The 12,683-nt window shown below is 55.7% G+C and carries 11 protein-coding genes and 1 pseudogene; 2 read left to right on the forward strand and 10 right to left on the reverse strand.

Annotation, left to right across the window (positions count from 1 at the left end):
* Positions 1 to 21 precede the first annotated feature (21 nt).
* Positions 22 to 183 (forward strand): hypothetical protein, encoded by a 162-nt coding sequence (locus tag GS632_RS22375; protein ID WP_371810072.1) that lies wholly within the window; start codon positions 22 to 24, stop codon positions 181 to 183.
* Between the two features lie 81 nt (positions 184 to 264).
* Here the strand turns inward: GS632_RS22375 and GS632_RS14065 are convergent.
* From GS632_RS14065 to GS632_RS14075, 3 genes and pseudogenes are all read right to left on the reverse strand, one after another.
* A pseudogene (locus tag GS632_RS14065) lies at positions 265 to 468 on the reverse strand (cytochrome ubiquinol oxidase subunit I); the annotation flags it as partial.
* Positions 469 to 815: 347 nt separating this feature from the next.
* Positions 816 to 3,908, reverse strand: coding sequence for an efflux RND transporter permease subunit (locus tag GS632_RS14070; protein ID WP_171722046.1), 3,093 nt, complete (start codon positions 3,906 to 3,908; stop codon positions 816 to 818).
* On the reverse strand, positions 3,908 to 5,005 hold the full coding sequence (locus GS632_RS14075; protein ID WP_171181793.1) for an efflux RND transporter periplasmic adaptor subunit: 1,098 nt from the start codon (positions 5,003 to 5,005) through the stop codon (positions 3,908 to 3,910). Before GS632_RS14075 ends, GS632_RS14070 begins: the two co-directional genes overlap by 1 nt.
* A gap of 476 nt (positions 5,006 to 5,481) precedes the next feature.
* On the opposite strand from GS632_RS14075, the gene GS632_RS14080 reads away from it, so the two are divergent.
* Positions 5,482 to 5,706 carry a hypothetical protein gene (locus tag GS632_RS14080; protein WP_171722047.1) on the forward strand — a complete coding sequence of 75 codons (225 nt, stop codon included), beginning with the start codon at positions 5,482 to 5,484 and terminating at the stop codon, positions 5,704 to 5,706.
* Between the two features lie 52 nt (positions 5,707 to 5,758).
* Here GS632_RS14080 and GS632_RS14085 read toward each other — a convergent pair whose 3' ends face one another.
* Genes GS632_RS14085 through GS632_RS14115 form a run of 7 tightly spaced genes read right to left on the reverse strand, consistent with a single transcriptional unit; the run spans position 5,759 to position 12,651 of the window.
* Positions 5,759 to 6,580: a 3-keto-5-aminohexanoate cleavage protein gene (locus GS632_RS14085; protein WP_171722048.1), complete on the reverse strand. Its 822-nt coding sequence runs from the start codon at positions 6,578 to 6,580 to the stop codon at positions 5,759 to 5,761.
* A gap of 1 nt (position 6,581) precedes the next feature.
* Positions 6,582 to 7,466, reverse strand: a complete 885-nt coding sequence (locus GS632_RS14090; RefSeq protein WP_171238433.1) for an intradiol ring-cleavage dioxygenase — start codon at positions 7,464 to 7,466, stop codon at positions 6,582 to 6,584.
* A 39-nt stretch (positions 7,467 to 7,505) separates the two neighbouring features.
* Entirely contained in the window at positions 7,506 to 9,263 is a 1,758-nt protein-coding gene (locus tag GS632_RS14095) for an FAD-dependent monooxygenase (RefSeq protein WP_171238432.1), read from the reverse strand.
* A 1-nt stretch (position 9,264) separates the two neighbouring features.
* Positions 9,265 to 10,362 (reverse strand): branched-chain amino acid ABC transporter permease, encoded by a 1,098-nt coding sequence (locus tag GS632_RS14100; RefSeq protein WP_171238431.1) that lies wholly within the window; start codon positions 10,360 to 10,362, stop codon positions 9,265 to 9,267.
* A complete protein-coding gene (locus tag GS632_RS14105) occupies positions 10,362 to 11,225 on the reverse strand; it encodes a branched-chain amino acid ABC transporter permease (RefSeq protein WP_171238430.1) in 864 nt (287 codons plus the stop codon). The genes GS632_RS14100 and GS632_RS14105 overlap by 1 nt, the downstream gene beginning before the upstream one ends.
* Positions 11,222 to 11,932 carry an ABC transporter ATP-binding protein gene (locus GS632_RS14110; protein ID WP_171238429.1) on the reverse strand — a complete coding sequence of 237 codons (711 nt, stop codon included), beginning with the start codon at positions 11,930 to 11,932 and terminating at the stop codon, positions 11,222 to 11,224. The genes GS632_RS14105 and GS632_RS14110 overlap by 4 nt, the downstream gene beginning before the upstream one ends.
* A complete protein-coding gene (locus GS632_RS14115) occupies positions 11,932 to 12,651 on the reverse strand; it encodes an ABC transporter ATP-binding protein (RefSeq protein WP_171235927.1) in 720 nt (239 codons plus the stop codon). Before GS632_RS14115 ends, GS632_RS14110 begins: the two co-directional genes overlap by 1 nt.
* Positions 12,652 to 12,683: the final 32 nt, after the last annotated feature.

Genomic DNA, 12,683 nt, shown 5'->3' on the forward strand with positions numbered 1-12,683 from the left:
AGATAAGCCGGTCTGAATTGTATTGCCCATGCGGGCGAGTTGGCAGGAGCAGACAGCGTCGTAGAGACAATTGAAAAGCTGAACCCGCAGAGGATCGGTCATGGTGTTCGATCCATCGAAGACCCCAATCTGGTTGAACGATCGGCCAAAACTTGGACGCATCTTGAAGTCTGTCCGACCTGAAACGTTCAAACGGGCACTTTTCAGCCATTACCCGGCACAGTTTGGCACCGTTGAGGGTGGTAGCGGTTGATCTGGGCCTCAATACGGACCTTCCATCGCCATCACTTTCTGCGGCTGATGCTCCAGTGTGTTTAAACCATGAAGATCGCCAGCAACGATCTGCAGAGGGGTGACCAGAACGGCCATCCACTTTGCCATCGAGAACATGCGGGTGACCTCGGCCGCGCGATTACCACTTAGCAGGTGCCATGCTGCAACCCCGGCCACCATGAAAGAAGTGGTGAGTTAAAACAGGCAATCCATCTATTCGATCGAAAAGCAAAAGCTTGGAGCAAAGAGCCTTGTGCTCGGTTCAACTGGTGCTTCCCGCAACCAGCCTCACTTGGGAGTTTCGCCGAAGTAACCTCCAAAAAATGCAATCATTACCACCAACACACTCAACAACACCACAATCACCCAAAGCGCTCCGCTACCTCTGGCGAAGTATCCCAACGAGATTAGACCAACCACGAAGATGCCAACTAAGAAGTACAGTACCGTATTGTCCAATTTACTCCCCCCAGAAATTAATACCTAAACTCAAAAGCCGCCTGCTTTGCAAAGGCGATCTAAAGACCGTTTGAAAGGCGATATCAAACGGCTTTCGGTGAATGTCGAATGCCACTCAGCGTGGCGAACAAAACCGGGACCAATATCATTGTGAGCATCGTGCCCACCGTTAGCCCGCCCATGATCGTAACGGCAAGACCCACCCAGAACACGTCTGGCAGCAGCGGTATCACACCCAGAACTGTCGTGGCCGCGGCCAGTACCACGGGGCGAAGCCGTGAGGCCCCTGCATTCAAAACCGCGTCATAGCCCGGCTGACCTTCGGCCAAGTTATCGTTGATCTGGTCGATCAGAACGATTGCGTTTTTGATCATCATGCCCGCCAGGCTCATGCCCCCCAGCAGTGCTACGAACCCAAAAGGTGTATTCGTGAGCAGCAAGCTCGGAACAATGCCTATCAGCACAAACGGCACGGTCAGGAAAATGACCAGCGGTCTGCGGTATGAGTTGAATAGTCCGACGACGATAAGCGCCATGATCGAAAACGCAGGTATCATCCCCGGAATCAAGGACGCTTGCGCAGACACCGTGTCTTCGTATTCTCCGCCCCATTCCATGCTATAGCCCGGCGGCAAGTCAGCCTCCAAAGCGTCAAAATCAGCGAGAACTGCAGCGCGATAGCTGGGCAGAGTGACACTGTCGATCGGATTGGCCTGAACGGTCAAAACACGGCGCCGGTCGCGGCGATTGATCGTGGGGTCCTCGGGTTGGATATTCACACCGCGAACAACCTGCGCCAGTGGAACAGGCTCGACAGAAAACGGTGACTGCAGTTGCAGCAGTTCAAAGTTATCCACGGCAGCCACGTCGTCCGCGCCCGGTCGAACAATAATGGGCAACAACTCGTCACCTTCGCGGTAGAGGCCGACTGAGCGTCCGTCGAATGCACGCTTTGTCGTATTCCCAAGATCTTCATATGTGATGCCGGTCCATCGTGCCCGATCCTGGTCATAGTCGGGGACTGTTTTCAGGACACGGTTGCGCCAATCGGTGCGTGCTACCTTTGTCCATGGGTGCTGATCCAGTATCGCGACGGCTCTGTCGCCAATTTCGCGTAAAGTCTCGGGATCGGCATCCGCTGGGCCGATGATGCGGTTTTCGAACGCCCAAGTATTGCTGGGCCCCACACCGAATTGACGTGTGAAGGAGGTCGCCTCGGGCATATTGGCTGCAATCCAAAGCGAGATCTCTTTGGTCATCTCTGGAATGACGCGATAATCCTCGACGTTCACGATGACTTGCGCGTAGGACGGGTTTATTCCTTCAGGGTCGACCGGCAAGTAGAAACGCGGCGGGCCAGCGCCGACAAAGCTTGCGATACCGGTCACGCGATCATCCATTTCCACCTGCGCTTCGATCCGCGTGATGGCTTCGGAAACCGCTTCGATCCGGTTTCCTTCAGGGGCGTAATAGTCGATCATGTACTTGGTCATCGAAGAGGTCGGGAAGAACAACTGTGTAACGGTCCCAAACCCGATCCCGGCAATAACCAGCGCAGCGACGGCCACTCCGATCGTCAGATAGCGAACCCGGATCGCGGCGGCCAGAAAGCGGCGGTATACGGCGTATAGACCGGTGTCAAAGGTCTCTTTGGCTCCACCCTTTGGGTCCGGCAGCATGGCCACGCACTGTAAAGGCGTGACTGTCATCGATAACAACCAACTGACCAACAACGCAATTCCGACCACCGAAAACAGCGTCCGGCAGTATTCTCCCGCGCTCTCAACGGAGGCAAAGATTGGGTAGAAAGCCATAACCGCAACAAATGTTGCACCAAGCAGAGACATAGCGGGGCGCGTGGCAGCGTCGATAGCGGCTTTCGCCCGGTCCATTCCCTGTGACATTCGAACCATGGCGCCATCTGCAACCACGATCGAGTTATCGACCATCATACCAAGCGCAATGATCAACGCGCCCAAGGACATGCGTTGAAGATCTATTCCTAGCATCGCGAGCGGGATAAAGGTGGCAAGTATCGTCAGGATCAATCCGCTACCTATTATGATCCCCATGCGAACACCCATCGCCAGGGTCAAAACGACCAGAACAATCGCGACAGCTTGTCCAAGGCTGACTAAGAAGCTGCTGACTGCCAGATTCACGTCGTCAGATTGCCAATGAACCCGTTCGACCTCGATGCCTACCGGCAGGCCTGCGATCAGTTCCGTTACTCTGGCGTCTACGGCCTCACCAACGCTGACAACGTTGACACCAGACTGGAAGGATATCGCCAAACCAATAGATGGAAGGCCGTTATAACGCATCATGGTCGTCGGTGGATCAGCATAGCCTTCCTGGACCTCAACGATTTCACCAAGCCTAAGTAACTCTGGTCCACGGCGCTGGCCGCTTTGAGCTTGGTCCAGACCGCTTGGCCGAACAACCAAATCAGCGATGTCTTTCGGGCTGGTGAATGTGCCGCTTGGCGCAATGCGCATGCGATAGTCGCCGATATTTACGCGGCCTGCATCCACAATCGCGTTTTGGGTTTGCAAGGTATTGAGGATGGTCTGAGCCGAAACACCCAACGCTGCCAAGGCTTCTTCCCGTGTCTCCAAATAGATGACCCTATCGCGATCCCCCCAAAGATCGACTCGGCCAACGCCGTCGATCAACGAAAGCTCTCGTTTGAAGTCTTCGGCAAAATCGTCAAGCTCGCGGGCGGAGAAGCCATCAGACGTCATCGCCAGAAGTAGACCGAAAACATCACCGAAATCATCATTGATCGCAGGACGACCAGCACCTGGTGGCAGGTCTGTTTCAACGTCTCTGACTTTGCGACGCAACGTGTCCCAGATCTGCGGTAGTTGATCCGACCAATAGTTCGGGCGGATCTCGACTTTGATTGTCGACACACCCGCCCTGCTTTCGCTCGAGATGTAGTCAATCTCTTTGATCTCTTGGAGTTTTAGTTCGATCCGTTCGGTAACCTCCTGCTCAACTTCGGCCGGGCTGGCACCGGGATAGAGGGTGGTCACAACAGCAGTCTTGATTGTGAATTCGGGGTCTTCCAACTGCCCAAGGCTAAAGAATGCTGAAATGCCGCCCAACGTGAGCATGACGACAGTGAACCAAACAAATTTGGCGTTGCGGATCGAAAAAGCCGCCAAACCCATTAGTCCGTGTCCTCAGAAAGCAGCGAAACTTTCTGACCTTCTCGCAGAGAGTTTGCCCCGGCAGTGACAACCACGTCACCAAATTCCAGCCCCTCGCTAACGGCCACCCCTTGCGACCGTGGAGTGCCAAGCGAAACCTTCCTTGCCGTTACGGTTTCTGAGCCGGTATCAAATACCCAGACATGCGGATCGGTTTCCCCTTCAGGCACGAAAACCGCGCTGGCAGGAACCATGATCGCATCGAATGGTTCGTGCCCCTCCTTTGGCTTGCCGCGAACGCGCCCCGCCATACCCGGAAGAACAAGTGCATCTTCGGGCTGCTCCATTATCAATGTGACAGGAAATGTTCGCGTCGTCGCCGAAGCCTCTGATCCAATCTCACTAATTTCTGCGGGTAGAACAACGTCCCCCAAAGCGTCAAAAGTGACGGTTATGTCTTCAATGTGCGGGATCAGGGCAATGTATCGTTCGGGGATATCGATCACCACTTCGATGTGCTCGGCATCCAGAATGCGCAGCACTGGAGTTTGTGCTGCGACTTCTTCAAAATCTTCAATGTATTTGGCGACAACACGACCATCGAACGGTGCGGCCAAGCTCGTATAGGTTAAATCCAAAGTCGCTCTGTCCAGTGCGCCTTGAACAGAATTGATTGCTGCCTGAGCCGACGTTTCGCCTGCAACAAACCGGTCGAGTGTCGCCTGAGCGGCAACATCTTTTTCAACCAACGATCGCTGCCGATCTGTTTGCAATTTGGCGTTTTCGAACGTCGCCTGCGCGCTCTCAAGCTCAGCAGTAAGCCGATCGACTTCAGCCTGGTAGGGGGCCGGATCCAAGGCCGCGACAACAGCACCTTTCGTCACAAGGTCACCAACCTGAACGTCGACGCCAACAACATTGCCCGGCACGCGAAAGGCCAATGATACTTCGCGTGCAGCTCTGGCCGTTCCCACAAAGTAACGATCATGCAAACTCGAAAGGTCAGAAATCTCAGTTGCTCTGACAGGTCGGATTGTTGTTTCGGTCGCTTCTTCTTCCTTCTCCCAGCAGCCGGTAAGCAACACGAAAGCAAAAAGCCAAACAGATAGTTTCCTCATATCCCCCTCCCGTACGACCCGCATTTCTCTCTTCGTCTCTGTGAAGGTGGCTCAACTTGCGGATTTTGCGTCTAAAGCTGTTGAAATTGTACGCGCTTATTTAACAAAGTCAAAAATCCGAATTTATTTACTGCGAAGAAGAGAATTCTGACTAAACCTATTCAGGCGACCAAAATTTTAGGCTGACAACTTCGCAACACGACGTCGTCTTGATGCTGCCGTTTGTCTTATCGATCGTGCAGAAGGCTGTTTTTTTGAAATTGGAGAAGCTGCGCCGGAAGACAAATACCCAGAGATTACTGTGTGCCAGAACACAGCCAAGAGCGGCTTGTGGAAAATCCAGCCCCATTACGATGCAGTCTGAGACATTCTGCGTCGGTGTCATACTTTCGCCAGATGTGCATTTTCAGTTGCTGGGGCAAATGATGATCCTTGGACCTGGTGGCAAAACAAGCGTTCGCACAGGTGAATAGGGTATGCGTCTTATCGCAACCTTACGCGCATCGCTGAGGGAGGTGCGTTGTGGCTGGTGGAACTTCGTTTCATTTTCCAGAGACATGATTGAGCAAGTCAAAAAGGCATGGAAGGCGGCGGATTGGTTCAAAGGTCAATTCCAGCTACCGCCGGGTGATGTTGCCGACCATATCCCGATCACGCAAGAACTTGAGCGAACACCGCCGCAAAGTAAATTCGAGCCTTAGACCTGTCGTTTTGGCCCGGGGTAGTCATTTCTTGATAGTCCGTAATCCCGATTTACAGCCCCAGAATGTCTCGTGCCTGATCAACTGTGGCAACCGGACGATTGTACTGGGCGCAGATTTCAGCAGTCCGCATCACGAGCGCTGCGTTTGATGGTGCCAGCGTATTGCGATCCAGGCGCACGTTATCTTCTAACCCTGTTCGCGCATGACCACCTGAGGAAATCGCCCAGTGGTTCAGAACCTCTTGTTGCGCACCGATGCCGGCCGCACACCAAGGTGCCCCCGGAAACAGCCGGTTGACAGTTTTCACGTAGAAATCAAAGACGTCCCGATCAGCAGGCATTGCGTTTTTGACACCCATGACGAACTGCACATAGGGCGTGTTTTTTATCTGCCCTTTCGTGTGCATCTCAGCCGCTTTCAGAATATGGCTGAGATCGAAGGCTTCGATCTCAGGCTTGATGTCATACGTCACCATCTCAGCCGCCAACCAGTCGACCAGATCGGGCGGGTTTTCGTAGACGCGTGTGGGGAAGTTGTTCGATCCTACCGACAAAGAGGCCATGTCCGGTCGCAACGGCAACATGCCACCACGCGTCTTGCCCGCTCCGGACCGTCCTCCGGTTGAAAACTGAATGATCATACCGGGGCAGTGTTTCTCCAGCCCCTCTTTCAACCTTGCGAACTTCTCAGGGTCGCTCGACGGTGTTTGATCATCGTTGCGAACATGAGCATGGCAGATCGTCGCTCCCTCCTCGAATGCCGCGTGTGTGCTTTCGATTTGTTCCTCGACCTTTATCGGCACCGCCGGGTTGTTGGCCTTGGTCGGCAATGACCCGGTGATCGCGACGCAAATTATACAAGGCTCTGCCATGTCACGCCTCTTTGGGGGCAAGAACGAAATCGAATTCAACGTCCCAATACGGGCCCTCAAAGCCAACTTCTGTAGATCGTGCCGGGTCATCGACGCGATTGAACTCTGCGATCAGACTCTCTTTGACCCCAAATACTGCGTCCGAGTTGATGTATTTGTCATCGGGATCAAAGATATGGGTTGTCAGGTCGTCATACCCGTCTTTCGACACGATATAGTGCAGATGCGCTGGCCGAAACGGGTGCCGTCCCAGACGCTTCAACAGATCGCCAACCGGCCCGTCATCCGGGATTGGATAGTTCTTTGGCCGCACCGCACGGAACCAATAGGTCCCATCAACACCGGTTGTGAAGACGCCGCGCAGGTTGAAATCGGGCTGAATGCCTTTCTGTTGTACGTCGTAAAACCCGTCATCATTGGCTTGCCAGACATCAATCTTGACGCCTTCCAACGGGCTGCCTTCCACATCGGTGACACGACCCCGCACCACCATGTCCTCACCCTTTTGGTCGAGACAAATGTTGTGCCCCATCTCATATTCCGGCGCGCCGCCCACATGGAAAGGACCCAGCACGGTGTTCTCGGAGGCACCGGTTGGACGACGAGAATTCACGGCATCCACCAGCATCGACACGCCCAGAACATCGGACAGGAGAATGTATTCTTGCCGCCAGTCATCGCACATGTGCCCGACCTTGGTCAGGAACATGATCGCCTCAAACCACTCCTGCTGCGTTGGTTCAATTTCCTTCACGGCTTCATGGAGCTTTCGCGTGATGACCTCCATCACCTGCTTCAGCCGTTCGCTTTCTGCGTTTTTGTTCCGTGCGGTGACGACCTCGGCCGAGTTTTCTTCGGTAAAGTATCCCATCTCATGCGAGTCCATTTTGGCCTCCTGACTTGTGTAAGTTTGCTCCAGATTGGCTCATCGCGAAAGTACTGTTGTCAGCGCGCGACGCAGTTCGGCTTCGGCATCCGCAACCATATCGGCTGAGCGCCACGCCACATGTTGATCAGGACGGACCAACAAACAGCCTGTATCCGAAATCTCGGACGCGCGCGCCCAATCCCCGGTGTGGTCAACATAGGTCTGGCGCGGGCCGATAACGTGACAGCGAATGGGCATGCCCAGCTCTTTCGCGATCATCTCGGCTGCTTTTACCCATGCCTCGCCACCAATCCCGGTCAGCACAGTGAATTCTCCACGACCGCACAGATCCAGCGTTGAATGCTTGTTCCCGGTGTCATGATCGAACACCCAGACATGCGGAATGCGCGCACCGGGCCATGTCGTCGGCTGGTAGTGCAGCTCGGCATCCTGATCAAAACCGGGATTGGGTTGACCATCCGTTTCAATCGCACAGGAGTCGTAGCGTTGGTTCATTTCCACGCCATGTGCATCGAACTCATACTTCTTGAAGGCAATCGCCTCGCGGATGGCTTGTCTTTGTGCTGCGGCTTCAGGCGTTGATCCTGAGCGCGCCTCAAGGTTGCTTTGCATGACCTCTGGGTCGACGCCTTCGGCCATTCCGAGCGATTCAAAGATCGGTCCGAATTCACCGATGGATTGATTGGCCCGTGTGACGATCTGCTTTGCCACTGGCGCACGTTCTTCGCTGTAGCTGTCCAGCAGGTTTTCTCCTGCATGACCTTTCAGGACAGCCGCCAGTTTCCAGGCGAGGTTGAAGCTATCCTGAATCGACGTGTTCGACCCCAGCCCGTTTGACGGCGGATGGCGGTGCGCCGCATCACCCATGATGAACACGCGATCCTTCTGCATATGGGTCGCGTACATGTTGTTGACGGTCCAGGTGTTGGCGCTGATCAATTCGATTTCAAGCTCGGGGTCGCCAACAAGCTGGCGCGCAACCTGCGTAGCCATGGCCTCGTCAACTTCGGGCGCTGGTTGGTTGATGTCATAGCCCCAAACAATGAGCCATTCGTTCCATGGGCGGACCATGCGGACCAGACCCATGCCGATGCCACCGACATTCGCGCCGGGTTGCATCACCCAATAGAGGACCGATGGCCGATGCGCGACGTATTTACTGAGATCTGCCCGGAACAGGATGTTCATGGACCCGCCGACACCCATCTGACCTTCGAAAGGCAGACCGGCATGTTCGGCGACCAGAGAATTGCCCCCATCCGCGCCGACCAAATATTTCGACCGGATCGTGATTTCTTCGCCCGACAAACGATCCAAACACGTCGTTGTCACACCATCTGCATCTTGCTCATGTCGCAAGTATTCGGTGCTCATCCGCGCTTGCGTGCCTCGGCGGCAGGCCGTACCGAACAGGATCGGTTCCATGAATGTCTGCGGTAGGTCGTTCATCATCGTCGGGCTGGACAGCAGGTGTTCAGCCTTGGACAGAGGATGATTACCCCAGCTTTTCATCCGTCCGATTTCCTCGCCCGCGAGGCTTTCGCAGAACACATTTTCACCCATCAAGTCCTGATGCGCTGCGTGCATGTAGGCCTCTGCTTCAACCTCGTGACCAAGGTCGCGCAGCACCTCCATCGTGCGCTGATTGGTGATATGTGCCCGCGGCGTATTGGCCAGCCAGCGATAGCGGTTGATGACCATATTCTCGACGCCGTAGCTGGACAGCAAAGCCGCCGTTGCAGACCCCGCTGGGCCGGTCCCGATGATCAGGACATCCGTTGTGATGGTGGCCATGTTACGCCTCCCTCTGTTTGTCAGATTGAATTGAGTTGAGGCCGTCCTTTGGGTTCGTCAGCACAAGGCGACGGCGCACAGGGAAAATCTGCAGCCCAGTCTTTTCTGAGATCAGCCCCCACAGACCGCGGGGGGCGAAGAGCATGACGGCGATCCCGATTAGACCAAGCACCATGAGGTACCAGGAGCCGTAGTCGGCCAGCAGGCTCTGCAAGATGAAGAAGATCAGCACGCCCAGGATCGGGCCTTCGATGGTGCCAATTCCGCCGATCACGACGATGAAGATCACATAGGCCGTCCAGTCGGTGACCGAGAACGCAGCATCCGGCGAAATCCGCAGCTTTTGCACATAGATCAGAGCGCCGGTCAGCCCGGTTCCTGCGGCGGAGACCAAGTAGACCAGCCACTTCATCCGCACCGCATCGACGCCGACGGATTTCGCTGCTTCGACGTTGTCGCGGACCGCAGCCAGCGCCAGCCCGCGTTTGGTTCTGAGCAGCCAATAGATGCCTGCAATCGTTGCGATTACCAGCACCAAGGCCAGCCAATAGGTCAGGATATCCCGCGCTGCAGCGCCGCGCACATCAAACGCGGTCTGGATCCAGTCAGTCGCCCACATCTCACGCGTTGCGGTGCGGGGCAGAGAAGTTCCGGTGCCGCCACCCAGCACTTTCCATTGGGCCACCAGCAGGCGCATGACCTCGGCGATGACCCACGTGCCGATGGCGAAATAGGCCCCTTGCAGCCGGAAGGCGAAGAAAGCCGTGGGTATTGCAACAATCAGGGCCGCAACACCGCCCAGCAGGATCGCCGGAACAGGGTCCATGCCCCAAAGGATGACACCGCCGAACATGGCGTAAGCACCCATACCGACAAAGGCTTGCTGACCGACCGAGACCAAACCGCCGTACCCCGCGAGCAAGTTCCAGAACTGTGCCAGCACCAGCATGGTGAAGATAAAAAACAAGTCCTGGATCAATCCCCGACTGGCAAATGTCGGCAGCAGGATGAACAGGATGATCAAAGCGATACAGACAGCTCCGGCGCTATAAGAGGCGCGGGTCTGGGTCTGGACACGGTACGTCGAAATATCAGCCATCAGTCCACCGCCCTTGGAAACAGGCCCCTGGGTTTGATCAGAAGCACGATAAGAAAGGCCAGGTGACCGGCCAGGATTTGCCACTCGGGATTGATCGCCGCGCCGACAGTCTGAGCGACACCGATAATGATGCCTCCGACAAGCGTGCCCCATAGGCTGCCGAGGCCACCAATGATCACAGCCTCAAAGGCATAGATCAGGCGCGCTGGGCCGATATTGGGGTCAAAATTCGCCCGCATTCCCAGATAAAGCGCTGCCAAGGTCACCACGAGCATTGCGATGGCTGTCGCGGTCGCGAAAATACGTTCTGGGCGGATGCCCATCAAACCCGCCGTCACCGCATCATCCGAGGTCGCGCGGAACGCACGGCCCAGTTCCGTCCGATAGAAAAGCTGGTTCAGACCGACAATCACAAGGATCGCCGAGGCAAAGGTCAGCAACGGCAGAACGCCGAGGTTCAGCCCGCCCATCTGAACGGACGCCGTTGCGATTTCGCCCGCAGGGAGCCGCTGGCTATCCGCCGAGAAGCCTTCGAGTAATGCGTTCTGCAAGACGACCGACAAACCGAACGTCACAAGTAAGGGCGGCAGGATATCAGACCCCAGCACGCGGTTCAGCACATGTCTCTGCAAAGCCCAACCCACGCCAAACATGATCGGTGCGGCAAGGATGGCTGCCAGAAACGGAGAGAGCCCTAGCAGCGAGACCAACAGAAGGATCAGATAGGCGGCAAAGACGATCAGATCACCATGGGCCAGATTAACCAAGCGCATGATCCCGAACACAAGGCTAAGGCCTGCTGCAAACAGCGCATAAAGCCCGCCCAGCAAAACACCCTGAATGATGGTATCGATCCAGATCATGCGGCGGCTCCTCCGAAATAGGCGTCGTGTATGGCCTCGCGACTGAGCGTGTCTGCTGTGCCTTCCAGTGTGACGCGGCCTTCCATCATGCAATAGACGCGGTCGGAGACCTTCATTGCCTGGCCAATATCCTGTTCCACAACGATGAGGCTGGCTCCGGCCTCCTGAATGCGAGGGACGGCATCGTAGATGTCCTTGATGACTACAGGTGCGAGGCCAAGGCTGATCTCATCGCATAGCAGAACGCGGGGATTGCTCATCAGAGCGCGACCGATTGCAACCATCTGCTGTTGCCCGCCAGACAGGGCTGTACCGGGATGGTTCCGGCGCTCTTTCAGGATTGGGAACAGGTCGTAGATTGTTTGCAGGGACCAATGGCCCGATACCTTTCGGCCATAGGTTCCGATCAGTAGGTTTTCCTCGACACTTAGGGAAGGAAACAGCCGACGCCCCTCGGGTACCATGGCCACTCCGCGCGCCATGATCTCGTCCGCACCGAGGTCTCCGATGGGCTGTCCGTCAAAGCGCACTTGGTCTGTCCCGTTGGTCAGAACACCCGAGATCGAGCGCATGAGGGTCGATTTGCCCGCCCCGTTTGCACCGATGATGGCAACTGTTTCGCCTTCATCCAGATGCACATCCACGCCAAACAGGGCTTGGAAATCTCCGTAGTGGGCGGTCAGCGAATGGGTCTGTAGCAGGCTCATCAGACTTCGATCCCTAGATAGATTTCTTTGACTTCCCGGCTGTTCATGATCTCGTCCGGATCGCCCAGACCGATCACCTTCCCGAAATCCAGAACCAGCAGCCGTTCAACGACCGATGTGAGCGCATGCAGGACATGTTCGATCCAGATGATCGTGACGCCACTGCTATGCAGCCCCTTGATCGTGTTGATCAGCGCGGTGCATTCCGCATCGGTCAGCCCTCCGGCGATTTCATCCAGCAGCAACAGCTTTGGGTTTGTTGCCATGGCGCGCGCCAGCTCTAGCCGTTTGCGTTGCAGCAGCCGCAATCCACCAGCTGTGTCATTGGCCACTTCCAGCAATTCCGTTTGCTCAAGAATGCGGGCGCAGTTCTGTTCGACCTCGTGTTCGGACTTGTTCTGTCCATGCGTCGCAGCCACCAGCAGGTTCTCGAATACAGTCAGATGATCAAACGGCTGAGGGATCTGGAACGATCGCCCTATGCCCGACAAGCATCGTTGCATAGGTGGCACCCGAGTAACGTCAGCACCATCGAAATGGATCGATCCCGCATCAGAGGTCAGGTTGCCCGTGATCAGGTTGAACAGCGTCGACTTCCCGGCCCCGTTTGGGCCAATGATCCCAAGGGCTTGGCCTTGCTCGACGTCGAAGCTGACATCGTCGGTGACGGTCAGAGCACCGAAGCTTTTCGAGACGTTTTTAAGCGAAAGAATGGTCATACCGGTGTTCCTGCCCCGGAATAAATCCGGGG

It is taken from the genome of Ruegeria sp. HKCCD7296, from assembly GCF_013110775.1.
Classification (GTDB): Bacteria; Pseudomonadota; Alphaproteobacteria; order Rhodobacterales; family Rhodobacteraceae; genus Ruegeria.

What these genes read in the sequence shown, in the direction of transcription:
- GS632_RS14105 (WP_171238430.1), bottom strand. Translation starts at nt 11,225, where the DNA reads ATGATCTGGATCGATACCATCATTCAGGGTGTTTTGCTGGGCGGGCTT.
- GS632_RS14090 (WP_171238433.1), bottom strand. Translation starts at nt 7,466, where the DNA reads ATGGACTCGCATGAGATGGGATACTTTACCGAAGAAAACTCGGCCGAG.
- GS632_RS14110 (WP_171238429.1), bottom strand. Translation starts at nt 11,932, where the DNA reads ATGAGCCTGCTACAGACCCATTCGCTGACCGCCCACTACGGAGATTTC.
- GS632_RS14075 (WP_171181793.1), bottom strand. Translation starts at nt 5,005, where the DNA reads ATGAGGAAACTATCTGTTTGGCTTTTTGCTTTCGTGTTGCTTACCGGC.
- GS632_RS14070 (WP_171722046.1), bottom strand. Translation starts at nt 3,908, where the DNA reads ATGGGTTTGGCGGCTTTTTCGATCCGCAACGCCAAATTTGTTTGGTTC.
- GS632_RS14115 (WP_171235927.1), bottom strand. Translation starts at nt 12,651, where the DNA reads ATGACCATTCTTTCGCTTAAAAACGTCTCGAAAAGCTTCGGTGCTCTG.
- GS632_RS14080 (WP_171722047.1), top strand. Translation starts at nt 5,482, where the DNA reads ATGCGTCTTATCGCAACCTTACGCGCATCGCTGAGGGAGGTGCGTTGT.
- GS632_RS14095 (WP_171238432.1), bottom strand. Translation starts at nt 9,263, where the DNA reads ATGGCCACCATCACAACGGATGTCCTGATCATCGGGACCGGCCCAGCG.
- GS632_RS14085 (WP_171722048.1), bottom strand. Translation starts at nt 6,580, where the DNA reads ATGGCAGAGCCTTGTATAATTTGCGTCGCGATCACCGGGTCATTGCCG.
- GS632_RS14100 (WP_171238431.1), bottom strand. Translation starts at nt 10,362, where the DNA reads ATGGCTGATATTTCGACGTACCGTGTCCAGACCCAGACCCGCGCCTCT.